The 24569-nt window shown below is 71.6% G+C and carries 22 protein-coding genes and 1 tRNA gene; 18 read left to right on the top strand and 5 right to left on the bottom strand.

Features of this window, described 5'->3' with window-relative positions; genetic code table 11:
- Positions 1-24 precede the first annotated feature (24 nt).
- Complete coding sequence (locus ABT057_RS21315; RefSeq protein WP_352344666.1) at positions 25-2373, bottom strand: SCO7613 C-terminal domain-containing membrane protein; 2349 nt, start codon at positions 2371-2373, stop codon at positions 25-27.
- A gap of 66 nt (positions 2374-2439) precedes the next feature.
- On the opposite strand from ABT057_RS21315, the gene ABT057_RS21310 reads away from it, so the two are divergent.
- Positions 2440-2886, top strand: a complete 447-nt coding sequence (locus ABT057_RS21310) for an SRPBCC family protein (RefSeq protein WP_352344664.1) — start codon at positions 2440-2442, stop codon at positions 2884-2886.
- A 39-nt stretch (positions 2887-2925) separates the two neighbouring features.
- A tRNA-Val gene (locus ABT057_RS21305) sits at positions 2926-2997 on the top strand.
- Between the two features lie 54 nt (positions 2998-3051).
- Here ABT057_RS21305 and ABT057_RS21300 read toward each other — a convergent pair.
- Positions 3052-3777 (bottom strand): 3'-5' exonuclease, encoded by a 726-nt coding sequence (locus ABT057_RS21300; protein WP_352344662.1) that lies wholly within the window; start codon positions 3775-3777, stop codon positions 3052-3054.
- A 202-nt stretch (positions 3778-3979) separates the two neighbouring features.
- On the opposite strand from ABT057_RS21300, the gene ABT057_RS21295 reads away from it, so the two are divergent.
- The 3 genes from ABT057_RS21295 to thrS all read left to right on the top strand — a co-directional run bounded on the left by ABT057_RS21295 (position 3980) and on the right by thrS (position 7875).
- The gene (locus tag ABT057_RS21295; protein WP_352344660.1) at positions 3980-4546 is read left to right on the top strand and encodes a DUF4365 domain-containing protein; all 567 of its coding nucleotides are present in this window, start codon (positions 3980-3982) and stop codon (positions 4544-4546) included.
- On the top strand, positions 4543-5769 hold the full coding sequence (locus ABT057_RS21290; protein WP_352344658.1) for a hypothetical protein: 1227 nt from the start codon (positions 4543-4545) through the stop codon (positions 5767-5769). Before ABT057_RS21295 ends, ABT057_RS21290 begins: the two co-directional genes overlap by 4 nt.
- Before the next feature lie 129 nt (positions 5770-5898).
- Positions 5899-7875, top strand: coding sequence for a threonine--tRNA ligase (gene thrS, locus ABT057_RS21285; RefSeq protein ID WP_352344656.1), 1977 nt, complete (start codon positions 5899-5901; stop codon positions 7873-7875).
- A gap of 32 nt (positions 7876-7907) precedes the next feature.
- Here thrS and ABT057_RS21280 read toward each other — a convergent pair whose 3' ends face one another.
- Positions 7908-8564 carry a potassium channel family protein gene (locus ABT057_RS21280; protein WP_352344654.1) on the bottom strand — a complete coding sequence of 219 codons (657 nt, stop codon included), beginning with the start codon at positions 8562-8564 and terminating at the stop codon, positions 7908-7910.
- 67 nt (positions 8565-8631) lie between these two features.
- Here ABT057_RS21280 and ABT057_RS21275 point away from each other — a divergent pair, with 67 nt between their 5' ends.
- Positions 8632-9192 carry an HIT family protein gene (locus tag ABT057_RS21275; RefSeq protein WP_352344652.1) on the top strand — a complete coding sequence of 187 codons (561 nt, stop codon included), beginning with the start codon at positions 8632-8634 and terminating at the stop codon, positions 9190-9192.
- A 144-nt stretch (positions 9193-9336) separates the two neighbouring features.
- On the opposite strand, the gene ABT057_RS21270 is transcribed toward ABT057_RS21275, so the two are convergent.
- Entirely contained in the window at positions 9337-10989 is a 1653-nt protein-coding gene (locus ABT057_RS21270) for an AbeC-like domain-containing protein (protein ID WP_352344650.1), read from the bottom strand.
- 197 nt (positions 10990-11186) lie between these two features.
- Positions 11187-13391 carry an elongation factor G-like protein EF-G2 gene (locus tag ABT057_RS21265; RefSeq protein ID WP_352344648.1) on the bottom strand — a complete coding sequence of 735 codons (2205 nt, stop codon included), beginning with the start codon at positions 13389-13391 and terminating at the stop codon, positions 11187-11189.
- A gap of 240 nt (positions 13392-13631) precedes the next feature.
- Between ABT057_RS21265 and pgsA the strand changes: the two genes are divergently transcribed.
- The 12 genes from pgsA (at position 13632) to secD (ending at position 24569) form a co-directional block, all read left to right on the top strand.
- A complete protein-coding gene (gene pgsA, locus ABT057_RS21260) occupies positions 13632-14360 on the top strand; it encodes a phosphatidylinositol phosphate synthase (protein WP_352344770.1) in 729 nt (242 codons plus the stop codon).
- Positions 14357-15277 (top strand): phosphatidylinositol mannoside acyltransferase, encoded by a 921-nt coding sequence (locus ABT057_RS21255; RefSeq protein ID WP_352344646.1) that lies wholly within the window; start codon positions 14357-14359, stop codon positions 15275-15277. The genes pgsA and ABT057_RS21255 overlap by 4 nt, the downstream gene beginning before the upstream one ends.
- Positions 15274-16446, top strand: a complete 1173-nt coding sequence (locus tag ABT057_RS21250) for a glycosyltransferase family 4 protein (RefSeq protein ID WP_352344644.1) — start codon at positions 15274-15276, stop codon at positions 16444-16446. The genes ABT057_RS21255 and ABT057_RS21250 overlap by 4 nt, the downstream gene beginning before the upstream one ends.
- Positions 16447-16490: 44 nt before the next feature.
- Complete coding sequence (locus ABT057_RS21245; protein ID WP_352344642.1) at positions 16491-17033, top strand: LemA family protein; 543 nt, start codon at positions 16491-16493, stop codon at positions 17031-17033.
- Positions 17034-17160: 127 nt separating this feature from the next.
- Positions 17161-18066, top strand: coding sequence for a pyridoxal 5'-phosphate synthase lyase subunit PdxS (gene pdxS, locus ABT057_RS21240; protein WP_352344641.1), 906 nt, complete (start codon positions 17161-17163; stop codon positions 18064-18066).
- Positions 18067-18072: 6 nt separating this feature from the next.
- Complete coding sequence (gene pdxT, locus ABT057_RS21235) at positions 18073-18678, top strand: pyridoxal 5'-phosphate synthase glutaminase subunit PdxT (protein WP_352344639.1); 606 nt, start codon at positions 18073-18075, stop codon at positions 18676-18678.
- A gap of 74 nt (positions 18679-18752) precedes the next feature.
- Positions 18753-19505, top strand: a complete 753-nt coding sequence (locus ABT057_RS21230) for a YebC/PmpR family DNA-binding transcriptional regulator (RefSeq protein ID WP_352344637.1) — start codon at positions 18753-18755, stop codon at positions 19503-19505.
- A 196-nt stretch (positions 19506-19701) separates the two neighbouring features.
- Positions 19702-20241, top strand: a complete 540-nt coding sequence (ruvC, locus tag ABT057_RS21225) for a crossover junction endodeoxyribonuclease RuvC (protein WP_352344635.1) — start codon at positions 19702-19704, stop codon at positions 20239-20241.
- Positions 20238-20843 (top strand): Holliday junction branch migration protein RuvA, encoded by a 606-nt coding sequence (gene ruvA / locus ABT057_RS21220; RefSeq protein WP_352344633.1) that lies wholly within the window; start codon positions 20238-20240, stop codon positions 20841-20843. Before ruvC ends, ruvA begins: the two co-directional genes overlap by 4 nt.
- A 28-nt stretch (positions 20844-20871) precedes the next feature.
- Complete coding sequence (gene ruvB / locus ABT057_RS21215) at positions 20872-21945, top strand: Holliday junction branch migration DNA helicase RuvB (RefSeq protein WP_352344631.1); 1074 nt, start codon at positions 20872-20874, stop codon at positions 21943-21945.
- Positions 21946-22121: 176 nt separating this feature from the next.
- The gene (gene yajC / locus ABT057_RS21210; protein WP_352344629.1) at positions 22122-22646 is read left to right on the top strand and encodes a preprotein translocase subunit YajC; all 525 of its coding nucleotides are present in this window, start codon (positions 22122-22124) and stop codon (positions 22644-22646) included.
- A 132-nt stretch (positions 22647-22778) separates the two neighbouring features.
- Positions 22779-24569, top strand: a complete 1791-nt coding sequence (gene secD / locus ABT057_RS21205) for a protein translocase subunit SecD (RefSeq protein WP_352344628.1) — start codon at positions 22779-22781, stop codon at positions 24567-24569.

Raw genomic sequence — 24569 nt, 5'->3', positions numbered from 1 at the left:
GAACCGAATTCCCGACTCAGGACGCTAGTTCATCCTCCCCAGGACCTCCCGCGCCTTCCGGACGTCGCGCAGGCGCTGCTCGTACGTCGTGCCGAGCGCGAGCAGCAGCAGTCCGGCGAGTGCGGGAGGTGCCCAGCGGGGGAGCCAGCCCGCGATCTGGACGAGATACGGGGCGAGCTCGTGCAGCGCGTCCAGGACCAGCACCGAACCGCCCAGCACCAGAGGAGCCCGGAGGCGGTGCCGGGCGCCCAGCAGGGTGAGCAGCAGCGCGGCCGCGCCCAGCAGCAGGGGGCGGGTGAACCCGGCGTCGGCCCAGGCCGCGGCGAGGCTGGGCAACAGGGTGGCGGCGAGCCCGGGGCCGTACGTCGTCCAGGACGACGCCCGCGGGTCGCGGTGCCGGCGCAGGACTCCCACGAGCAGCGCGGGAACCGTGACCGGCAGGGTGTACGCCTCCGGGATGCCGACCTGCCAGGCCGCCAGCCGTACCCAGGAGGCCAGCACGAACAGGACGACGGCCGCGTGGCCGACGGCACGCCGGTCCCGTCGTACGGCCGTTCCCGCGGCGATCACCCCGCACAGCGCCAGCACCAGGGCCAGCAGGGGCGGGTCGAAGGCGGCCAGGCCGATCGCGACGAGGCCCGCGACAGCGCCCGTCGCCTCCACCGAGAGGGTGGTGGCGGCGTCGGCGGCCCGTGGCGCGAGCAGGGCCGCCGCCGCGGGGACGAGTAGGACCAGCAGCGCCACGACCTCCGGCCGCCAGCCGGCCGAGGCGCCCACCGCGCAGGCCAGCGCGGTGGCGTACCCGAGGCAGGCCGCGGACGACACCGGGGCGAGCCGCCCGCGCCGGGCGGTCACCGCGAACACGGCGGTCAGCGAGGCGAGCACGGTGACGGTCGCGGGCTCGGCGGCCAGGGAGACGAGAGCGAGACTGAGGGAGGTCACCAGGGCGAGCCCGACCGCGGGCCGGGTGCCGAGCCCGAGGAGTGCCACCACGGTGAGTCCGAGCAGCAACAGGCCGACGGCATACGGTAGTTCGAGAGCGGCGGGTGTCACGATCACCGCCGCCCACGCGGGTACGAGAGCGTGCGGGCGCCACTGTGCGCCACGGAGCGCGAGGAGCGCGGCCACCACGAGCAGGACCAGGGGAGCGGTGGCCGAGTGCGGCGGCCAGAACGCGTCGGCCGTCGCCGCCGCACGAGCGTCCCGCGGTGCTCCCGCCCACACCCGGGCCGCCCACGCCGTCGGCCCCAGCAGCGTGACACCGACCGCGGGCAGCGCCCACAGCACCGCGCCCACCTGCACGGTGTCACAGGCCAGGGCGAGCCCCCGGCGTACCGGCTCCGTGCCCCGCGCACCGGCCGACAGCGCGACACCGCAGGCCAGACAGGCGGGCACGACCCACTCACCGGGCACCGACACCCGCAGGAACCCGCCGACGCCCGCGACCGCGCACAGGGCGCCCGCGAGCGCCGTCCCCGTCGCGAGGCCGGGCCGCGGGGTGAACCTCGCGGCGGTCACGGCGACGGCGGCCGCGAGGAGGAGAAGCGCGGCCGCGCGGACGGCGGCACCCGGACCGGCCGCGTCCAGACAGAGCAGGCCGGCCGCCAGGACGCCGTAACCGCCCGTGCCGAACGCGCACACCACCGCGACCAGCCGTACGGGCCGCACTGCCGCCGCGCGCAGGGCGACCATCGCGTCGAACGCCGCCGTGAGCAACACCGCGGCCGTGACCGCGTGCGGCCCGCCCCCGGCGGCGATCACCCAGAGGGGAAGCGGGAGCCGGGCGACCAGGAGAGCGGCCGGGCGGGGCAGCCGCAGCGCGGTGAGGGCCGTGCCGTACGCTGCCCAGAGCGCCGCCAGACCCGTCGCGGTGGCCGCCGTGTACGTCACGCCGTCCGCCGCCGTGAACGCCACCTCGTGCAGGGCGTACGCGTCCAGCGCGGTGAGTGCGAGACCGAGACCCGCGAGCGACTCGGCGGTGGAGCGCAGGCCACGGCGCAGCAGCACCACGGGGGCGCCGAGCACTCCGAGGGTGACCGAGCCCAGCACCAGGGACCGTCCGGTGATGTCCAGGTGACCCCAGCTGACCAGCGTGAACACCATCGCGGCCACGGTGAGCAGGACGCCGCCGAGCAGCAGCAGAACGTTCTGCACGCTCGGCGCGGTGGCCTCCGGACCGGGCCGGACGGGCGGTGCCGGGGCCAGTGGCCGTACCGGCTGGAGCGAGGTGACCAGCCAGGCGCGGCGGGCCAGCAACTGGGCCCGACGGGCGTCCAGACGGTGCAGCTCCGCGTCGAGGAGCCGCAACTCCTCGGCCGGGGGCGGAATGTGCGTCATGCCGCCGAGTGTGGTCCCCGTCACTTCGTACGGCATGAGTGCACCTACTCAGGACGTACTCAAATGCCGTTCGCAGGGCCCCTGCCCGGGCACACTCGGCCCATGGACTGGACCCACTACCGCTTCCTCAGCCGCTGGGCACTGCCCGGGCCGCCCGGCGCCGTCTACGCGGTCCTCGAGCGCGCCGAGGACTATCCGCGATGGTGGCGTCAGGTGCGCGAGGTCGACCGCATCGACGACATCACCGGCGTGGTCCGCATCCGCTCGCTCCTGCCGTACGACCTCACGTTCACCGCGCGTGAGGTGCGGCGCGATCCGGCGGCCGGGATCCTGGAGATCGCGATGGCCGGGGACATCGAGGGCTGGGCGCGCTGGACGGTCACCGCCGCCGGCTCCGGCACCCTGGCCCGCTACGAGCAGGTGGTCGATGTGGACAAGCCACTGCTCAGGCGGTTCGCCGTACCGGGGCGCCCGCTGTTCCGCGCCAACCACCGGCTGATGATGCGGGCCGGGCGGCGCGGCCTGGCCGCGTACCTGCAAGCGGTTTGAAGGAAGCGTGCGGGGACCTGTATTGTTCACTGCGTTCCCGGGCGATTAGCTCAGTGGGAGAGCGCTTCGTTCACACCGAAGAGGTCACTGGTTCGAACCCAGTATCGCCCACCGGGAAAGAGCCGGTCCGCAGTCCACGCGGACCGGCTTTTCCGTGTCCACGCCCTATGCCGCCGCCGGCAGTTCCGGGCGGACCGGCCACGACGTGTCCACCGTCTCCGGATTGCCGCTGCGCGCGAACCACGCCTGGAGTCCCCTCGCCTGAGCCGCGTGCCACCCCGTCTGCAGGGTGTGCAGCTCGGCGGGCGACAGCCGCTCCAGTCGGGCCGCGAACCGCCTGCCCACCGCGCGGACGACCTCCAGCGCGGCCAGCGCGTCCGCCGCCGCGTCATGCGCGTCGGACAGCGTCACGCCGTAGTGGGCGCACAGGTCGGTCAGCGTGCGGCGCCCCTTGCGGTAGCGGTCCAGATGCTTGTCCAGGACCCGGGGGTCCAGCACCCGCAGCGGTGCCGGCTCCAGCCAGTGGCCCAGCGACGAGGCGCGGTGCCTGCGCAGCTCACGGTCGAGCAGCGTCAGGTCGAACGGCGCGTTCATCACCACCAACGGCCGTCCCGCGGCCGCCTGTTCGGCGAGCAGCTCGGCTATCTCGAACATCACCGGCGACGGCCAGCGGCCGTTGCGCTGCAGATGCTCGTCCGTCAGTCCGTGCACCGCCGTCGCCTCGGCGGGCACCGGCACGCCCGGGTTCACCAGCCAGCGGCTCATCCGCGGCCGTACTCCCGGAGCGTCCTGGACGACGAGGGCGGCCGACACTATCCGGTCGGCCTCCACGTCGACGCCCGTCGTCTCCGTGTCGAAAGCGGCCAGCGGGCCCTCGTACCAGTTGGTCATACCTACACAACCCCTCGTTCACCCACGGCAGCTGACGCACCGTCTTCTGCCTGTTTGGTGATACCCGGGCTGTTTGCGCACTACGCCGGAAGGACACAACAGGAGTGCGGGTCTTTGCAGTTCAGCGGCCCGAGGCGGGATTCACCCGGTTGTCGACAGGCCCGGTCTCGGGCATCTCACTTTGCTTGGAAGGCTGTTGGTCATGGCGATAGCGCAGCCCGAACGGGGCGGGCTGCTGCCCGAACACACGGGCCCCCTGCGCGGCACACTCGCCACCACCGCCTGCATGGAGACACTGCAGGTGGGCTACTTGCACGCGGTCGCGGCGGCGGCCGGCTGCTCGCTCTCCCAGCCGTTCCCGGACAACGGAATCGACTGGCACGTCAGTCACAGCGCGCCCGGGCACACGGTGGACGACGAGGTCACCATCAAGGTGCAGCTCAAGGCCACCTACCAGATACCGCCCAACCCACCGGGCCGGCACTTCTCCTTCACGCTCGACAACGACCACCTGCGCAAACTCGCCCGGTCCCCGGTGTCGGTGCACAAGATCCTGGTCGTGATGCTCGTACCGCGAACCCAGGACGACTGGCTGCGCGCCGCCCACGACCGCCTCGACCTGCGGCACTGCTGCTACTGGGTCAATCTCGCCGGCCACCCGATCACCGGGCGGACCCGGACCACCGTACGGATACCTACCTCACGCATCTTCGACGACCGGGCGCTGTGCGAGATCATGACGCGGGTCGGGACGGGAGGCAGACCATGACCCACCGCTCCCTCGACGAGCCCCTCAGGGCCGTACGGCCACACCCCGACCCCTGCTGGGACCGGGCCCCCGACCCCGGCGAGGTCGACCCCGCCGTCCTCGGCGCCCTGCTGCGCCGGCACGGCTGGCAGCGGCGCGGCGGCGCCGTCGGACGCTACGGCCGCTGGACCCCACCCGGGCCCGGCGGCCACGGCACGAGCCTCCTCGTGCCCGAGAGCCGGGCCTTCCCCGACAGCGACGACCTGCTCGGCGAGGCGCTCCAGGCCCTGGCCCGCAGCGGCACACCCTCCGCGCGGGAGGTCCTGCTCGGCCTCGCCGTGCCCAGCGACGAGATCCACTGGTGGCGGGACACCCCAGACGGACCGGCCGGGGCCTCGCCGTGGACGGTCGAGGAGCAGCTGCGCGGCGCCGCCCGTCAGATGCTCCTGGCCGGAGCCCTCGCCACCCGTGCGCGTGCCGGCTACTACGGCGCCCGCCACCGCCGCGCCGCCGCCGCGCTGCTCGACCAGGTCCTCGTCGGCGCCGCCGCCGACGGCCGCCGGCTCACCGCCTTCGTGCCGGCCGACCCGGGCCGCCCGCTCGCCGTCCGCCTCCACCAGGCCCTCTACGCCGTCCGTGAGGCCATCGACTACCAGCGGGCCACCGGCGGCATGGACGCCTTCGACGGCGCCGTGGAGGCCGGCGCCAGCCGCGAGCTCACCGACGCGCTGATCACCCTGGTCCGCGGCACCGAGGGCGCCCGGATCGCCGTGGAATGGGCGCCCGCGGCCGGCGTGCCCGAGGACTGCGCCGCCGTGGCCGAGCCCGTCGAGTTCTCGCCGGGCGACCTGCCCGTGCTGCGCGAGGCCGGCGCCCGCTACCTGCGGGAGGAACCCGCCGTCCCCGTGCGGATCACCGGCACCGTGGTCCGGCTGCGCAGGTCGGGACCGCGCGGCGAGGGCAGCGTACGGCTGCGGGTGCTGGCCGGCGCCGAGATCCAGCAGGTCCGGCTCACCCTCGACGAGGAGGACTACCGCATCGCCGGACAGGCCCACCTGGTCGGGCTGCCGGTGCGGGTGCAGGGCCGGCTGGAGAGCAGGGGCGGCTTCCGCCGGCTCACCGGCGCCTTCGGCGTCGTACCCGTGCAGGTCGACGACGCCGAGCGGGACCGGCTGATGAAGTCGCTGCAGGAGAACCTCGACTTCTTCGAGGAGGCCTGCGGCGGGGAGGACGAAGGGGACTGACACGGGCCGAGGCTGTCGCGGGGGTGCGACGGGTACTGATTTCGCGGTCGGCGGGTGCGGGTCGGTACGATCCCCTATTGCGCGCGCTCCCGGTATGGCGCCGCACCCACCTGCAGTCAGGAGAGACCGGTGTCAGACGTCCGTGTGATCATCCAACGCGATTCCGAGCGGGAAGAGCGCACGGTGACGACGGGCACCACGGCCGCCGACCTCTTCGCGGGCGAGCGCTCGATCATCGCCGCGCGCGTGGGCGGCGAGCTTCGGGACCTGTCGTACGTGCTCTCGGACGGCCAGGAGGTCCAGGGCGTCGAGATCTCCTCCGAGGACGGCCTGAACATCCTGCGCCACTCCACCGCGCACGTGATGGCCCAGGCCGTGCAGGAGATCTTCCCCGAGGCCAAGCTGGGCATCGGCCCGCCGGTCAAGGACGGCTTCTACTACGACTTCGACGTCGAGAAGCCGTTCACGCCCGAGGATCTCAAGGCCATCGAGAAGAAGATGCAGGAGATCCAGAAGCGCGGTCAGCGCTTCGCCCGCCGTGTCGTCACCGACGAGGCCGCCCGCGCCGAGCTCGCCGACGAGCCGTACAAGCTGGAGCTGATCGGCCTCAAGGGCTCGGCCTCCAGCGACGACGGCGCGGACGTCGAGGTCGGGGCCGGCGAGCTGACGATCTACGACAACCTGGACGCCAGGACCGGCGAGCTGTGCTGGAAGGACCTCTGCCGCGGTCCCCACCTGCCCTCCACCCGCCTCATCCCGGCGTTCAAGCTGATGCGCAACGCGGCCGCCTACTGGCGCGGCAGCGAGAAGAACCCCATGCTGCAGCGCATCTACGGCACCGCCTGGCCGTCCAAGGACGAGCTGAAGGGCTACCTCGACTTCCTCGCCGAGGCGGAGAAGCGCGACCACCGCAAGCTGGGCGCCGAGCTCGACCTGTTCTCCATCCCCGAGCAGATCGGCTCCGGTCTCGCCGTCTTCCACCCCAAGGGCGGCATCGTCCGCCGCGTGATGGAGGACTACTCGCGCCGCCGCCACGAGGAGGAGGGCTACGAGTTCGTCTACACCCCGCACGCGACGAAGGGGAAGCTCTTCGAGACCTCGGGCCACCTCGACTGGTACGCCGACGGCATGTACCCGCCCATGCAGCTCGACGAGGGCGTGGACTACTACCTCAAGCCCATGAACTGCCCGATGCACAACCTGATCTTCGACGCGCGCGGCCGCTCCTACCGCGAACTGCCGCTGCGGCTCTTCGAGTTCGGGACCGTGTACCGGTACGAGAAGTCGGGTGTCGTGCACGGCCTCACGCGTGCGCGCGGCTTCACACAGGACGACGCGCACATCTACTGCACCCGTGAGCAGATGTCGGAGGAGCTCGACAAGACGCTCACCTTCGTCCTCGGCCTGCTGCGCGACTACGGTCTCGAGGACTTCTACCTCGAGCTGTCCACCAAGGACCCGGAGAAGTTCGTCGGCTCCGACGAGGTCTGGGAGGAGGCGACCGAGACGCTCCGCCAGGTCGCCGAGAAGCAGGGTCTCCCGCTCGTGCCCGACCCGGGCGGCGCCGCCTTCTACGGGCCGAAGATCTCCGTCCAGACCAAGGACGCCATCGGCCGCACCTGGCAGATGTCGACCATCCAGCTCGACTTCAACCTGCCCGAGCGCTTCGACCTCGAGTACACCGGCCCGGACGGGGCCAAGCAGCGCCCGGTGATGATCCACCGTGCCCTCTTCGGCTCGATCGAGCGGTTCTTCGCGGTGCTCCTGGAGCACTACGCGGGCGCCTTCCCGGCGTGGCTGGCGCCGGTCCAGGCGATCGGCATCCCGATCGGCGACGGACACGTGGAGTACCTGGAGAAGTTCGCCGCGGCCGCGAAGAAGCAGGGGCTGCGGGTCGAGGTGGACTCGTCCTCCGACCGTATGCAGAAGAAGATCCGCAACGCCCAGAAGCAGAAGGTGCCCTTCATGGTCATCGCGGGCGACGAGGACATGTCGAACGGCTCGGTGTCCTTCCGCTACCGCGACGGCTCGCAGGAGAACGGCATCCCGTTCGACGAGGCCATCGCGAAGATCGCGAAGGTCGTCGAGGAACGCGCGCAGATCTGATCCACCGGTTCCGCGTCGGGCCCTCGGGAAGCTCAGCCTCCCGAGGGCCTTTCGTCGTCCTCCCGTGAGAACACCTGGACCAGCCACGACGAGAACGACCCCGTGACCGCGCCGAGCAGCGCCAGCCCGCACCCCATGAGACCGACCGCGATCACCCGGCCCCCGGTCGTGACCGGGACGACGTCGCCGTAGCCGACCGTGGTGAGCGTCGAGGCTGCCCACCACAGCGCGTCTCCGAAGGTGTGCATGTCGGTGCCCGGCGCCCCGCGTTCCCGGTCGTAGACGGCCAGTGCGCACGCGAAGCCGAGGAGCACGGTCGTCATCCCCGCGTACGTGATCACGCGCGCGTACAGCGACAGCCGGGGCTGTCCGCGCCGGCGCTGTACGGCCTCGTACACCTTGACGACCCGCAGCGGGCGCAGCAGCGGCAGCAGCACGACCACGCTGTCCAGCTTGTGCGTGCGGACGAAGCGCAGCCGCTGTCCGCTGAGCCGCCAGCGCACCCCGTAGTCGGCGGCGAACAGCACCCACGCCGCCGCCAGCATCGCCGTGCACAGGTCCCGCCAGACGGTCGGCAGGTCCTGGGCGAGGACCAGGACGGCGTACATGGCGAGGAACACCAGCGAGGCGAACGCGAGGGGGAGCTCGGTGCGCCGCTCCCAGCGGAGCTGACGGCTGACTTCGTCCATCGGCCCAGCTTGGCCCGAGGGGGTTTTGCCGGAACCCCGGCGACACGCCGCGAACGGGCGAAGCCATATGCTGCCTTGCATGACGAGTGAGCCGGAGCAGCAGATCGGAGTGGGGACGCAGGACGCGTTCCAGCGCCTGTGGACCCCCCACCGGATGGCCTACATCCAGGGTGAGAACAAGCCGACCGGCCCCGGGGCCGACGACGGCTGCCCGTTCTGCTCGATTCCGGCGAAGTCCGACGAGGACGGGCTGATCGTCAGGCGCGGCGAGCACGTGTACGCGGTGCTCAACCTCTACCCGTACAACGGCGGCCACCTGATGACCGTGCCCTACCGGCATGTCGCCGACTACACCGATCTGACCGGCCCGGAGACCGTCGAGCTGGCCGAGCTGACCAAGCAGGCGATGACGGCCCTGCGCAGCGCGTCGGGCGCGCACGGCTTCAACATCGGCATGAACCAGGGCGGCGTGGCGGGCGCGGGTATCGCCGCCCACCTCCACCAGCACATCGTGCCCCGCTGGGGCGGGGACACGAACTTCATGCCCGTGGTCGGCCACACGCGCGTGCTGCCCCAGCTGCTGGCCGACACGAGGAAGATGCTGGCCGAGGCCTGGCCGACGGCCTAGCGTCTTTCAGCCCCCCGCCCGCCCGCACCACCCGGCCCGTCCGGCGTTTGAGGACGAGGCCTGTTCGGGGCCGAGGCGGGGGCCCGGGGGCGGCAGCCCCCAGGGACGGCAACCCGCACGAACAGCGGCCCAACCGCCGGAGGCCTACGCGTCGTACGTGTCGGCCTTCTTCGGGGAGACCTCCTGCACCGCCCCGCTGAGCGCCGACGCACGGCTGCTGAACTTCTCGGTGTCCACGTCGTGCTCCTTGAGGACCCTGAGAGTGGCCCGGTGCACGGCGCGCAGCACCGGCGTGGCCGCGCGCAGGGCGTCGTCGGCCATGAAGCGGTGCTTCCAGGGCTGGTCGGCCCACGCGTGCCGCAGGCCGAAGGGCTCGGGGAGGCCTATGGAGCCGCCGAGCCACTTCAGCACCGGCGGGTACCAGCTGATCGTGGCCCGCGCGGCGAGCCGGACCACCTCGTCGGCGGTGACCAGCGGCAGTTTGACCGTCCGGGTCTCCCAGAACCGGACGGTCTTGGCGACCTCCTTGGTGGGGGCCGCGGGCTTGCCGCTGAACAGGCCGTTGACCGGGCCCAGGGCGTGCCCGGTGACCTCGATGCGCAGGGTCTCCTTCAGCACCGTCACGGTGATCATCAGGGTCAGGATCAGATTGCCGTTCCACAGGTGCGGCCACTGCACGCCCAGGTAGTGGCGGTCGCCGCTGTCGAACTGCTGGTTGTTGCAGATGTCCTCGACGGCCCTCGGCTTGACCTGGTAGGCCTCGACGTCGGTTCCCTCGGGCCTGGACACTTCCTTGGCGCCCTCGCCCACATGCGTGACGATCCAGTGCCGCACCTGGGGCTCAGGGAAGCCTCCGGTCTTCAGGCTCTGCCGGTGCAGCACGCTCAGCTCGTCGTGGATCGCGCGGACCACGGTCCAGCTGCGGAACTCGTGGACGCCTTTGACGGGGTCGACCGGGGACAGCTCCTCCGCCAGGTGCCAGGAGGCAAAGCGGGTGCCCATGCCGAGTATGCCCTTGGGGCCGGCGTAGAAGACGGAGTTGGACTGCTGCTCGGCGCTGAGCCGGGCCAGGGACTGGCGCAGCTGCTCGGCCGCGGCCTGGTCGGGGCTGGTCGGCACCGCCTCGGGGACCTTGGCGCCGATGCTGCCGCCGGACAGCAGACCGTCCCAGACGGCGCGCAGGTCGTTCGCGGTGCGCTCGCAGACCCGTTTGGCCAGGAACCAGCCGGCCACGGGCGCCACGATGCACCCGCGCGCGTACCACCCGGCGACACCGCTGAACGGCATCCTGACCAGGAAGATCACGGCGAGGGCGGCGACGGCGACCAGCAGACCGGTGCCGAGCCCGGAGATCCGCTTGTTGTCCGTCCTGCCCATGGTGGCCCGGAGTTGGAAGACGAGCAGCCAGACCAGCAGGCCGGGCAGGAAGAGCACCCCGCACAGCAGCATGATGCCGGTCAGCTTCGTGTCGCGCTCCCGGCGCATGCGGTTGGCCGCCAGGCAGTGCTCGACGACCACCTGCGGTTCGCTGCCGAAGGACTGGATGAGCGGCGCGCGGCCGACGCCCAGCATGCGGTCGATCACCGCCTGCGAGTACGCCTCACCGAAGTTGGGGCGGAAGATCTTCGCCCATTTCCGGCCGTCCTTGACCGCCGACTGGTGCCATTCGTTGTCGGCCTTCTTGATCTCCTCCATCGGGGTGTCCCGGTAGGCGGCCGAAGCCAGCGCGAACGTCGGGGCACCCCCCGAGCCGCCCGCCCGCGGCACCTGTGGCCCGAAGAAGTCCTCCATGGTCATTCCCGCCCCCACTCGCCGCCGGTCTCGCTCCTGCGGCCTTCCCGACTTCCGTGCCCCGCACACCTGTTGATCAGGTCATCAGCGTATCTCCAGCCACCGACATCCGGTGGCGGACGGCCGAAGCCGCCCGCCGAACCGGATGATCGCCTTCCCCATCCGTCACTTGAGTACGCTTCAGTGCGCTGGGGCCTCAACCCCTATCCGGCCGCGGCCTGTTGACGGACCCGCTCGGCCACCTGCGGCGGCATCGGTTCGTGCCGGGCGTACCCGCGGTGGAAGCGCGCCGTGCCGTGCGAGAGCGACCGCAGGTCGCCCGCGTACCGGCCGATCTCGATCTCGGGCACCTCGGCCCGTACGAGCGTGCGCCCGCCGCTGGTCTGCTCGGTGCCCAGCACCCGGCCGCGCCGCCCCGACAGATCGCTCATCACGGAGCCCACGTAGTCGTCGCCGACCAGCACGCTCACCTCGGCCACCGGCTCCAGGAGATGGATCCGCGCGTCGGCCGCGGCCTCCCGCAGCGCGAGCGCGCCCGCCGTCTGGAACGCGGCGTCCGAGGAGTCCACCGAGTGCGCCTTGCCGTCGAGCAGCGTGATCCGCACGTCGACCAGCGGGTAGCCGGTCGCGACCCCCTTGGCGGCCTGCGCCCGTACGCCCTTCTCGACGGACGGGATGAACTGCCGCGGCACCGCCCCGCCGACCACCTTGTCCACGAACTCGATGCCCGAGCCGCCCGGCAACGGCTCCACCTCGATCTCGCAGATGGCGTACTGCCCGTGCCCCCCGGACTGCTTCACATGCCGCCCGCGCCCGGCCGATTTGTCGGCGAACGTCTCCCGCAGGGAGACCTTGTGCGGTACCACGTCGACCTGGACGCCGTAGCGGGCACGCAGCCGCTCCAGGGCCACGTCCGCGTGGGCCTCGCCCAGGCACCACAGAACCACCTGGTGGGTGTGCTGGTTCTGCTCCAGGCGCATCGTCGGGTCCTCGGCGACCAGCCGGGCGAGGCCCTGCGAGAGCTTGTCCTCGTCGGGCTTGCTGTGCGCCTCGATGGCCAGCGGCAGCAGCGGGTCGGGCATCTGCCAGGGCTCCATGAGGAGCGGGTCGTCCTTGGCCGAGAGCGTGTCGCCGGTCTCCGCGCGGCCGAGTTTCGCCACGCACGCGAGGTCGCCGGCGATGGCGTGCGTCAGCCCCCGCTGCTGCTTGCCGAAGGGTGCGGAAAGGGCGCCGACGCGTTCGTCGGCTTCGTGGAGGGCGCGGCCCTCGTGACCGCCGTCGGCCAGGCCGTGCCCCGAGACATGGACGGTCTCGTCGGGGCGCAGGGTGCCGGAGAAGACGCGGACCAGCGAGACACGGCCCACATAGGGGTCGGAGGAGGTCTTCACGACCTCCGCCACCAGCGGGCCGTCGGGGTCGCACGGCTTCAGCTCGCGCGGCCTGCCGTCGACCGTGGTCACCAGTGGCGCCTCGCGTTCCAGGGGCGTCGGGAAGCCCCGGGTGATCAGCTCCAGCACCTCGACCGTGCCGATGCCCTGCCGGGCGCCTTCGGCCGCGGGGGCGGCCGCCAGGACGGGGAAGAAGGTGCCGCGCGCGACGGCCCGCTCCAGGTCCTCGATCAGCGTCTTGACGTCGACCTGCTCGCCGCCGAGGTAGCGGTCCATGAGGGTCTCGTCCTCGCTCTCGGCGATGATCCCCTCGATCAGCCGGTTGCGGGACTCCTCGAGTCCCGGCAGCAGGTCCTCGCCCGGCTCGGACTCCAGCCGTTCGCCGGAGGAGTAGTCGAACAGCTTCCGGGACAGCAGCCCGGTCAGCCCGGTCACGGGCGCGTGCCCGTCCGGCGCCTGCGGGCCGTGCAGCGGCAGATACAGCGGGAGGACGGCGTCGGGGTCGTCGCCGCCGAAGGCCTGGGCGCACACCCGGGTCATCTCCTCGAAGTCCGCGCGGGCGGCCTCCAGGTGCGTGACGACGATCGCGCGCGGCATGCCCACAGCCGCGCACTCCTCCCACACCATGCGGGTCGAGCCGTCCACGCCGTCCGAGGCCGAGACGACGAAGAGGGCCGCGTCCGCCGCTCGCAGACCGGCCCTCAGCTCCCCGACGAAGTCGGCGTATCCGGGGGTGTCCAGAAGATTGACCTTGATGCCGTCCCATTCGACCGGCACCAGGGAGAGCTGTACGGAACGCTGCTGCCGGTGCTCGATCTCGTCGTAGTCGGAGACGGTGCCGCCGTCCTCCACGCGGCCCGCCCGGTTCACCGCTCCCGCCGTCAGCGCGAGAGCCTCCACCAATGTCGTCTTGCCCGAACCGGAGTGGCCGACCAGCACCACATTCCGTACGGACGTGGGATGGTCGGCCGCCATAGCCCTGCCGGCGGCTCCGAGGTGTGTGTTCGCCTTGTCGCCCATTTTCCTTGCCTCCCGTGCACGGTGAGGTCATTGGGGGCGCGGGCACGACGGCCCCGCGTGCGATGGCGGCTCCGGCGACGCCCGCGGTCCTTCGAGCTTTCCACTCCCGTCACCGCCCGTCCATACGAAGGACGCGAAGCCGGTGCCGGAGGGCCGCGATCGGGCCGTGACCGGTATGCCGTCGTGCTGTGACACGGGCTGCGGGTGCCCGTCCGTCGCACACACGCGCGCGTGGCTACGATGGGCCAGCCGGTGGCCAGCAGGGGCCGCGCGGCCACACCGACCCTCGGGAAGGCCATGCTGAACAAGTACGCGCGTGCATTCTTCACGCGTGTCCTCACGCCGTTCGCCGCGTTTCTCATCCGGCGGGGGGTCAGCCCGGACACGGTCACGTTGATCGGGACCGCCGGTGTGGTCGCGGGCGCGCTGGTCTTCTACCCCCGGGGCGAGTTCTTCTGGGGCACGGTCGTCATCACGCTGTTCGTGTTCTCCGACCTCGTCGACGGCAACATGGCCCGCCAGCTGGGCCGCTCCAGCCGCTGGGGCGCCTTCCTGGACTCCACGCTCGACCGGGTGGCCGACAGCGCGGTCTTCGGCGGCTTCGCCCTCTGGTACGCGGGCAGCGGCAACGACAACGTCCTGTGCGCCGTCTCGATCTTCTGCCTGGCCAGCGGCCAGGTGGTGTCGTACACCAAGGCCCGCGGTGAGTCGATCGGCCTGCCGGTCGCCGTCAACGGGCTCGTCGAGCGCGCCGAGCGGCTGGTGATCTCGCTGGTCGCGGCCGGCCTCGCCGGTCTGCACAAGTTCGGTGTGCCGGGCATCCAGTACCTGCTGCCCGTCGCCCTGTGGGTCGTCGCCGTCGGCAGCCTGGTCACCCTGATCCAGCGGGTGGTCACGGTCCGCCGGGAGTCCGCCGAGGCGGAGGAGGCCGCGGCCCAGCAGGAGCAGGGGAGCGAGGCGGCGAAGTGAGCCCCCAGGAGCGCCTGACCGACGCGCTGTACGGCCTCGGCTGGAGCACCGTGAAGAAGCTCCCGGAGCCCGCCGCCGTCAGGCTGGGGCAGACCGTCGCCGACCTCGCCTGGAAGCGGCGCGGCAAGGGCGTCCTGCGGCTGGAGGGCAACTACGCGCGCGTGGTGCCCGACGCCGGACCCGGGCGGCTCGCCGAGCTCTCACGGCTGGGGATGCGGTCGTACCTGAGGTACTGGATGGAGTCGTTCCGGCTGCCCGCCTGGAGCGAGGAGCGCATCAGGACCGGCTTCGACCCCAAGGGCCTCCACCACCTGACCGACGGCATCGCCTCCGGCCGGGGCGTCGTCCTCGCGCTGCCCCACATGGCCAACTGGGACCTCGCGGGAGCCTGGGTCACCACCGAACTGCGCACCCCGTTCACCACGGTCGCCGAACGCCTCAAGCCCGAGACGCTGTACGACCGCTTCGTCGCCTACCGCGAGGGCCTCGGCATGGAGGTGCTGCCGCACAGCGGGGGCACCGCCTTCGGCACCCTGGCCCGGCGGCTGCGCGACGGAGGCCTGGTCTGCCTGGTCGCCGAGCGCGACCTGTCCGCCTCGGGCGTCCCCGTGACGTTCTTCGGCGACACCGCGACGATGCCCGCCGGCCCGGCCCTGCTCGCCCAGCAGACCGGTGCCCTCCTGCTCCCCGTCACGCTCTGGTACGACGACTCACCCGTCATGCAGGGCCGTGTCCATCCCCCGATCGAGGTACCCGAGTCAGGTACCCGGGCCGAAACGACGTCACTCATGACACAGGCCCTGGCAGATGCCTTCGCCTCGGGCATCGCCGACCATCCGGAGGACTGGCACATGCTGCAGCGGTTGTGGCGCGCGGACCTGGATCCCGCGCGCTCCGGTCACGGGGGGACCGCGTGAGGATCGGCATCGTCTGCCCCTACTCCTGGGACGTGCCGGGCGGCGTCCAGTTCCACATCCGCGACCTCGCCGAGTACTTCATCCGGCTCGGCCACGAGGTGTCCGTCCTCGCCCCGGCGGACGACGACACCCCGCTGCCGCCGTACGTCGTCTCGGCCGGCCGCGCGGTCCCGGTGCCGTACAACGGCTCGGTGGCCCGGCTGAACTTCGGTTTCCTGAGCGCCGCGCGCGTGCGCCGCTGGCTGCACGACGGCGAGTTCGACGTCGTGCACATCCACGAGCCGACCTCGCCCTCGCTGGGCCTGCTGACGTGCTGGGCGGCGCAGGGGCCGATCGTGGCCACCTTCCACACCTCCAACCCCCGCTCGCGCGCCATGATCGCCGCGTACTCGATCCTCCAGGCCGCCCTGGAGAAGATCAGCGCGCGGATCGCGGTCAGCGAGTACGCCCGCCGTACCCTCGTCGAACACCTCGGCGGGGACGCGGTCGTCATCCCCAACGGCGTCGACGTCGACTTCTTCGCACGGGCCGAGCCCAGACCGGAGTGGCAGGGCGGGACGCTCGGCTTCGTCGGCCGGATCGACGAACCCCGCAAGGGCCTGCCCGTCCTGATGAAGGCGCTGCCCAGGATCTTCGCCGAGCGCCCGGACGCCCGGCTGCTGGTGGCGGGGCGCGGAGACGCGGAGGAGGCCGTGGAGGACCTTCCCGCCGAGCTGCGCACCCGAGTGGAGTTCCTCGGCATGGTCAGCGACGAGGACAAGGCCCGCTTCCTGCGCAGCGTCGACCTGTACGTGGCGCCCAACACCGGAGGCGAGAGCTTCGGCATCATCCTCGTCGAGGCCATGTCGGCGGGCGCCCCGGTCCTCGCCTCCGACCTGGACGCCTTCGCCCAGGTACTCGATCAGGGCGCGGCGGGCGAACTCTTCGCCAACGAGGACGCGGACGCGCTGGCCGAGGCCGCGGTACGGCTGCTGGCCGACCCCGCGCGCCGGGCCGAGCTGCGCGAGCGGGGCAGCGCCCACGTGCGGCGCTTCGACTGGTCGACCGTCGGCGCGGACATCCTGTCGGTGTACGAGACGGTGACGGCCGGCGCGGCGGCGGTGGCCGCGGCCGACGACGACCGGGGGTCGCCGGGCCTGCGCGCGCGGTTCGGGCTCGCGAGGGACTGACCGGCCGCCTCGTGCGGTAGGAGGTCCCGCTAGCCTTGCTGCCCGTGACCGCAACCCTCATCTGGGCCCTCGTCGTCCTCGTCGCGATCGGCCTGTACCTGAGCTGGACGGCGGGACGCCTCGACCGGCTGCACGCCCGGATCGACGCCGCCCGCGCCGCGCTGGACGCCCAGCTGCTGCGCCGGGCGTCCGTGGCCCAGGAGCTCGCCACCTCCAAGGTGCTGGATCCGGCCGCCTCGATCGTGCTGTACGAGGCCGCGCACGCCGCCCGGCAGGCGGAGGAGGAGCAGCGGGAGGTCGCCGAGAGCGATCTGAGCCAGGCGCTGCGGGCCGTCTTCGCGGACGCCCAGCAGGTGGAGGTCGTACGCGAGGCGCCCGGCGGAGAGGCCGCGGCGCACGAGCTGTCGGAGGCCGTCCGGCGCGTCCCGATGGCCCGGCGCTTCCACAACGACGCCGTCGGCGCGGCCCGCCGGCTGCGCCAGCACCGCAAGGTCCGCTGGTTCCGTCTCGCGGGCCACGCACCGTTCCCGATGGCCTTCGAGATGGACGACGAGCCCCCGGCCGCGCTGGTGGACCGGGCGTCCTGAGGGCTCCCCGACGGGCCCCGGAACGGAAAATGATCCACCGGCTTCTCATTGGCCCTTGCTGTGGACTGGTCCCCTCGCGTTTCCTCTGTGGTTGCAGAAACCCTCTTCCACTCCAGTGAGGTCACCCGTGTCCATCATCGAGAACCAGGCTCCCGAGACCGGCACCGCGCGCGTGAAGCGCGGTATGGCCGAGCAGCTCAAGGGCGGCGTGATCATGGACGTCGTCACGCCGGAGCAGGCGAAGATCGCCGAGGACGCGGGCGCCGTCGCCGTCATGGCCCTCGAGCGCGTCCCCGCCGACATCCGCAAGGACGGCGGCGTGGCCCGGATGTCCGACCCCGACATGATCGAGGGCATCATCGAGGCCGTCTCGATCCCGGTCATGGCCAAGTCCCGCATCGGCCACTTCGTCGAGGCCCAGGTCCTCCAGTCGCTCGGCGTCGACTACATCGACGAGTCCGAGGTGCTCACCCCGGCCGACGAGGTCAACCACTCCGACAAGTGGGCCTTCACCACCCCCTTCGTCTGTGGCGCCACCAACCTGGGCGAGGCCCTTCGCCGGATCGCCGAGGGCGCCGCGATGATCCGCTCCAAGGGCGAGGCCGGCACCGGCAACGTCGTCGAGGCCGTCCGCCACCTGCGCCAGATCAAGAACGAGATCGCCCGTCTGCGCGGCTACGACAACCACGAGCTGTACGCCGCGGCCAAGGAGCTGCGCGCCCCGTATGAGCTGGTCAAGGAGGTCGCCGAGCTGGGCAAGCTGCCGGTCGTGCTGTTCTCCGCCGGTGGCGTCGCCACCCCGGCCGACGCCGCGCTGATGCGCCAGCTCGGCGCCGAGGGCGTCTTCGTCGGCTCCGGCATCTTCAAGTCCGGCGACCCGGCCAAGCGCGCCGCCGCCATCGTCAAGGCCACCACCTTCTACGACGACCCGAAGATCATCGCGGACGCGTCCCGCAACCTCGGCGAGGCCATGGTCGGCATCAACTGCGACACCCTCCCCGAGACCGAGCGCTACGCCAACCGCGGCTGGTAGTCACTCATGAGCACTCCTGTCATAGGCGTCCTGGCCCTCCAGGGCGACGTACGGGAGCACCTTGTCGCCCTGGCCGCGGCCGACGCCGTGGCCAGGCCGGTGCGGCGCCCCGAGGAACTCGCCGAGGTGGACGGTCTCGTCATCCCCGGCGGAGAGTCCACCACCATCTCCAAGCTGGCCATCCTGTTCGACGTGATGGAGCCCCTCCGCGCGCGCGTGCGCGGCGGCATGCCGGTATACGGCACCTGCGCCGGTCTGATCATGCTCGCCGACAAGATCCTGGACCCGCGCTCGGGCCAGGAGACCGTCGGCGGCATCGACATGATCGTGCGCCGCAACGCCTTCGGACGGCAGAACGAGTCCTTCGAGGCGGCGGTGGACGTCAAGGGCGTCGAGGGCGATCCTGTGGAGGGCGTGTTCATCCGCGCCCCCTGGGTGGAGTCCGTCGGTGCCCGGACCGAGGTGCTCGCCGAACACGAGGGCCACATCGTCGCGGTCCGCCAGGGCAACGCCCTCGCCACGTCGTTCCACCCCGAACTGACCGGTGACCACCGGGTGCACGCCCTGTTCGTCGACATGGTGCGCGCCAACCGGGCGGCGGAGTCCTTGTAGGATCTGGGGGTCCCTCGAGACCTCAAAGTCCGGGGGCGTTCGGACGAGACGGGTTACGCGAAGGAGACAGGCAGATGTCCGGCCACTCTAAATGGGCTACGACGAAGCACAAGAAGGCCGTGATCGACGCCAAGCGCGGCAAGCTCTTCGCGAAGCTGATCAAGAACATCGAGGTCGCGGCGCGGATGGGCGGCGTCGATCTCGAGGGCAACCCGACGCTCTACGACGCCGTCCAGAAGGCCAAGAAGCAGTCGGTGCCGAACAAGAACATCGACTCCGCGATCAAGCGCGGCGGTGGTCTCGAGGCCGGCGGCGCCGACTACGAGACGATCATGTACGAGGGCTACGGCCCGAACGGCGTCGCGGTGCTGATCGAGTGCCTCACCGACAACCGCAACCGCGCCGCCTCCGACGTCCGCGTCGCCATGACCCGCAACGGCGGCTCCATGGCCGACCCGGGCTCGGTGTCGTACCTGTTCAACCGCAAGGGCGTCGTGATCGTCCCCAAGGGCGAGCTGACCGAGGACGACGTCCTGGGCGCCGTCCTGGACGCGGGTGCCGAGGAGGTCAACGACCTGGGCGAGTCCTTCGAGGTGCTCAGCGAGGCCACCGACCTGGTCGCGGTCCGCAGCGCACTGCAGGACTCCGGCATCGACTACGACTCCGCCGAGGCCAACTTCGTCCCGACCATGCAGGTCGAGCTGGACGAGGAGGGCGCGAAGAAGATCTTCAAGCTGATCGACGCACTCGAGGACAGCGACGACGTGCAGAACGTCTTCGCCAACTTCGACGTGAGCGACGAGGTCATGGAGAAGGTCGACGCGTAACGCCGCCGCGGGCTGAGCGGAGTCGGCGGGCCGGTGGGACACGTCCCACCGGCCCGCCGCCGTTGTCGGTGGCAGCGGTTAGCCTGGCGTCGTCCTCGGATCACCATCCACGGACGACAACCATCGATTGAGGAACCACGACGGCGCTGAGCCACCTCCGCGAGAGCGGCGGCGCTTTGGCCGCAAAGGGGGGCGCGTGCGGGTACTCGGGGTGGACCCCGGACTGACGCGATGCGGCGTCGGCGTGGTCGAGGGCGTCGCGGGCCGGCCGCTCACCATGATCGGCGTCGGGGTCGTCCGCACGCCCGTGGACGCGGAGCCGGCCCTGCGCCTCGTCGCGATCGAACAGGGCATCGAGCGCTGGCTCGACGAACACCGGCCCGAATACGTCGCCGTGGAGCGGGTGTTCAGCCAGCACAACGTCCGGACCGTCATGGGCACCGCCCAGGCCAGCGCCGTCGCCATGCTCTGCGCCGCCCGCCGCGGCATCCCCGTCGCACTGCACACCCCCAGCGAGGTCAAGGCCGCCGTCACGGGCAGCGGCCGCGCGGACAAGGCCCAGGTCGGCGCGATGGTCACCCGGCTCCTGCGACTGGACGCACCCCCCAAGCCGGCCGACGCCGCCGACGCCCTCGCCCTCGCCATCTGCCACATCTGGCGGGCCCCCGCGCAGAACCGACTCCAGCAGGCCGTCGCCCTGCACACAGCCAAAGCACCGAAAGGCCGTACGGCATGATCGCCTTCGTCAGCGGACCGGTTGCCGCTCTCGCCCCCGACTCCGCGGTGGTCGAGGTGGGCGGCATCGGCATCGCCGTCCAGTGCACGCCGAACACCCTCTCGGGACTGCGGATGGGCCAGCAGACCAAGCTGGCGACCTCCCTGGTCGTCCGCGAGGACTCCCTCACCCTCTACGGCTTCGTCGACGACGACGAGCGGCAGGTCTTCGAGCTGCTCCAGACCGCGAGCGGGGTCGGCCCGCGCCTCGCACAGGCGATGCTCGCCGTGCACGCGCCCGACGCACTGCGCCGGGCCGTGTCGACCGGTGACGAGAAAGCGCTGATCGCCGTGCCCGGCATCGGCCGGAAGGGCGCCCAGAAGCTGCTGCTGGAACTGAAGGACCGGCTCGGCGAGCCCATCGGCGCCCCCGCGATCGGCGCCCCGGTCACCCAGGGCTGGCGCGACCAGCTGCACGGCGCTCTGATCGGCCTCGGGTACGCCACCCGCGAGGCCGACGAGGCCGTGGCCGCGGTGACCCCCCAGGCGGAGGCCGCGGAGGGCACCCCGCAGGTCGGGCAGCTCCTCAAGGCCGCCCTCCAGACCCTGAACCGCGCCCGCTGACCCACCCACCACCTTTGAGGCACACCACATGAACTGGGACGACACGACCGGCACCGACGCCGCCTCCGAGCGGCTGGTGGGCTCTGTCGCCGACCGTGAGGACCAGGCCGTCGAGGCCGCCCTGCGCCCCAAGGACCTCGGCGAGTTCATCGGTCAGGAGAAGGTCCGTGAGCAGCTCGACCTCGTGCTGCGGGCCGCTCGCGCGCGCGGGGCGACCGCCGACCACGTGCTGCTCTCCGGCGCCCCCGGCCTCGGCAAGACCACCCTCTCGATGATCATCGCGGCCGAGATGGGCGCCCCCATCCGGATCACCTCCGGCCCCGCGATCCAGCACGCCGGCGACCTCGCCGCGATCCTCTCCTCCCTCCAGGAGGGCGAGGTCCTCTTCCTCGACGAGATCCACCGCATGTCGCGGCCCGCCGAGGAGATGCTCTACATGGCGATGGAGGACTACCGGGTCGACGTGATCGTCGGCAAGGGCCCCGGCGCCACCGCGATCCCCCTGGAGCTGCCGCCCTTCACCCTGGTCGGCGCCACCACGCGCGCGGGCCTGCTGCCGCCCCCGCTGCGCGACCGCTTCGGCTTCACCGCCCACATGGAGTTCTACGAGCCCCCGGAGCTCCAGCGCGTCGTCCACCGCTCCGCGCACCTCCTCGACGTCGAGATCGACACCGACGGCGCCGCCGAGATCGCCGGCCGCTCCCGCGGCACCCCCCGTATCGCCAACCGTCTGCTGCGCCGCGTCCGCGACTACGCGCAGGTCAAGGCCGACGGGATCGTCACCCGCGAGATCGCCGCGGCCGCGCTGAAGGTGTACGAGGTGGACGCCCGTGGCCTCGACCGCCTCGACCGGGCGGTCCTCCAGGCACTGCTGAAGCTGTTCGGCGGCGGCCCGGTCGGCCTGTCCACGCTCGCCGTCGCGGTGGGGGAGGAGCGTGAGACCGTGGAGGAGGTCGCCGAACCGTTCCTGGTGCGGGAGGGACTCCTCGCCCGCACCCCGCGCGGCCGGGTCGCCACCCCGGCCGCCTGGGCGCACCTCGGTCTCACCCCGCCGCGCACCGCTTCTGCCGGAAACGGACAACAGGACCTGTTCGGCACCTGAGAGCCCCATCGGCGGGGGCAATGGCGGGGCCAGGAACCCAGGTGCCATGCTGAGCGTTGTTCCCTGCGCGGAGACTCGCTTAGACTCCGCCGATGCCGCCCTTGTCGGCAGCACACAACAACCCCCATCCATCAGGCCGCTCAGCCATCGCGGTCGCTTGAAGGAAGTTCCGACCCGTGAGTCCTTTGACCCTCCTGCCGCTCATCGTGCTCATCGGGGCCATGTTCCTGATGACCAGGTCGGCCAAGAAGAAGCAGCAGCAGGCCACCGACATGCGGAGCCAGATGCAGCCCGGCAGTGGCGTCCGCACCATCGGGGGCATGTACGCGACGGTCAAGGAGGTCAGTGAAGACACGGTCCTCCTCGACGCCGGGCCGGGCGTGGAACTGCTCTTCGCGAAGAACGCGATCGGTGCCGTCCTGACCGACGACGAGTACAACCGCATCGTCCACGGCATCGAGCACGACCTGAAGTCCGACTCCGACGTCGTCCCGGACGACGCCTCCTCCCTCACCGACTCCGCCGACGCCGACGAGACCGCCGACGAAGCTGCCGCCGCCTCCGACGAGAAGTCCGTCGACCTCGGCAAGAAGGACGAACCCGCTCAGGCAGGGGAGAAGGCCGCCGAGCCCGAGGCCCAGCAGGCCGAGGCCGACGAGGAGCCGGAGAAGACCGACGGCGATTCCGACGCGAAGAAGTAGTCACGCCCCCGGGGCACATGGGTCACACCCGTGCGCTCCGGGGCGTACGCATCTCGCAGGGGATCCCGACCAATGTCATGGCCGCCCCCGCGCTGACCCGGCGCGAGGCGGCCCGAGAGGGAGTACAAGAAGGTGGCAGCACCTAAGAAGGGCCGGAGCGCGAATGCCCAGAGCAAGCCAGGGCGCTCGCTGGCCCTGATCCTGATCGCCATCGTGGGGCTCACCGGAGGCATGTTCGCCGCCGGTCACACCACCCCGCGTCTCGGCATCGACCTGGCCGGCGGCACCAGCATCACGCTGGAGGCGAAGGCCGACCAAGGGTCCGCGATCAACAAGGCCAACATGGACACCGCGGTCGACATCATGAACCGCCGTGTCAACGGGCTGGGCGTCTCCGAGGCGGAGGTGCAGACCCAGGGCGACCGCAACATCATCGTGAACATCCCCAAGGGCACCAACTCCAAGGAAGCCCGGGACCAGGTCGGCACCACCGCCAAGCTGTACTTCCGTCCGGTCCTGGCCCAGGAGGCCAGCGGCTCGGCCGCCGCCACCACCTCGCCGAGCGCGACCACGAGCGGCTCCTCCAGCGCCTCGCCGAGCCCCACGGCCACCGCCTCCGGCACCGGTGAGAAGGCTTCCTCCTCGTCGTCCCCGTCGGCCACCGCCACCTCGCAGGGCCGTCCCGTCACCGACGCGCTGAAGGCGGACTCCACCTCGTCGCCCTCGTCGTCGCCGTCGTCGTCCTCGAGCAGCAGCGCCCAGGCCTCCGCCAGCCCGTCGGCCACCGCGAGCACCGACCCCGCCACCGCGGCCCTCCAGGCCAAGTACACCGCCCTGGACTGCTCCAAGAAGGCCCAGCGCGCCACCGCCGGCGAGGGCGTCAAGCCCACCGACCCGACCGTCGCCTGCGGCGAGATCGACGGCGTCTGGTACAAGTACGTGCTCGGCCCGGCCGCCGTCGACGGCACCGAGGTCGACAAGGCCCAGGCCGTCTACGACACGCAGACCGCCGCCGGCTGGCAGGTCACCATGACCTTCACCAACAAGGGCGCCAAGAAGTTCGCCGACATCACGGCCCAGCTCGCGCAGAACTCCCAGCCGCAGAACGAGTTCGGCATCGTCCTCGACGGCGAGGTCGTCTCCAGCCCGTACGTGAGCTCCTCCATCACCGGCGGCAACGCGCAGATCTCCGGCAGCTTCACCCAGGAGGAGGCCCAGAACCTCGCCAACATGCTGTCGTACGGCGCGCTCCCGCTCTCCTTCAAGGAGCAGAGCGTGACCACCGTGACCGCCGCGCTCGGCGGTGACCAGCTGCACGCGGGTCTGCTGGCCGGCGCCATCGGCCTCGCCCTGGTCGTGATCTACCTGGTGGCCTACTACCGCGGCCTGTCGATGATCGCGATCGCCTCGCTGCTGGTCTCCGCGGCCCTCACCTACGTGATCATGTCGCTGCTCGGTCCGGCCATCGGCTTCGCGCTGAACCTGCCCGCCGTCTGCGGCGCCATCGTCGCCATCGGTATCACGGCGGACTCGTTCATCGTGTTCTTCGAACGCATCCGGGACGAGATCCGCGAGGGCCGCACCCTGCGTCCCGCCGTCGAGCGGGCCTGGCCGCGCGCCCGGCGTACCATCCTGGTCTCCGACTTCGTGTCGTTCCTCGCCGCCGCGGTGCTGTTCATCGTCACGGTCGGCAAGGTCCAGGGCTTCGCGTTCACGCTGGGTCTGACCACGGTCCTCGACGTCGTCGTGGTCTTCTTCTTCACCAAGCCGCTGATGACGCTGCTGGCCCGGCGCAAGTTCTTCGCGAACGGCCACAAGTGGTCCGGACTCGACCCCAAGAGCCTGGGCGCCCAGCCGCCGCTCAGGCGCACCCGTCGTCCCTCCAACATTGCCGCCGGCCCTGTCGACCCGAAGGAGGCGTGA

Origin of the sequence: Streptomyces sp. NPDC002588 (assembly GCF_040295925.1) — a bacterium.
In the GTDB taxonomy this organism is placed as follows: domain Bacteria; phylum Actinomycetota; class Actinomycetes; order Streptomycetales; family Streptomycetaceae; genus Streptomyces.
This window is presented reverse-complemented; position numbering and strand designations above follow the sequence as displayed.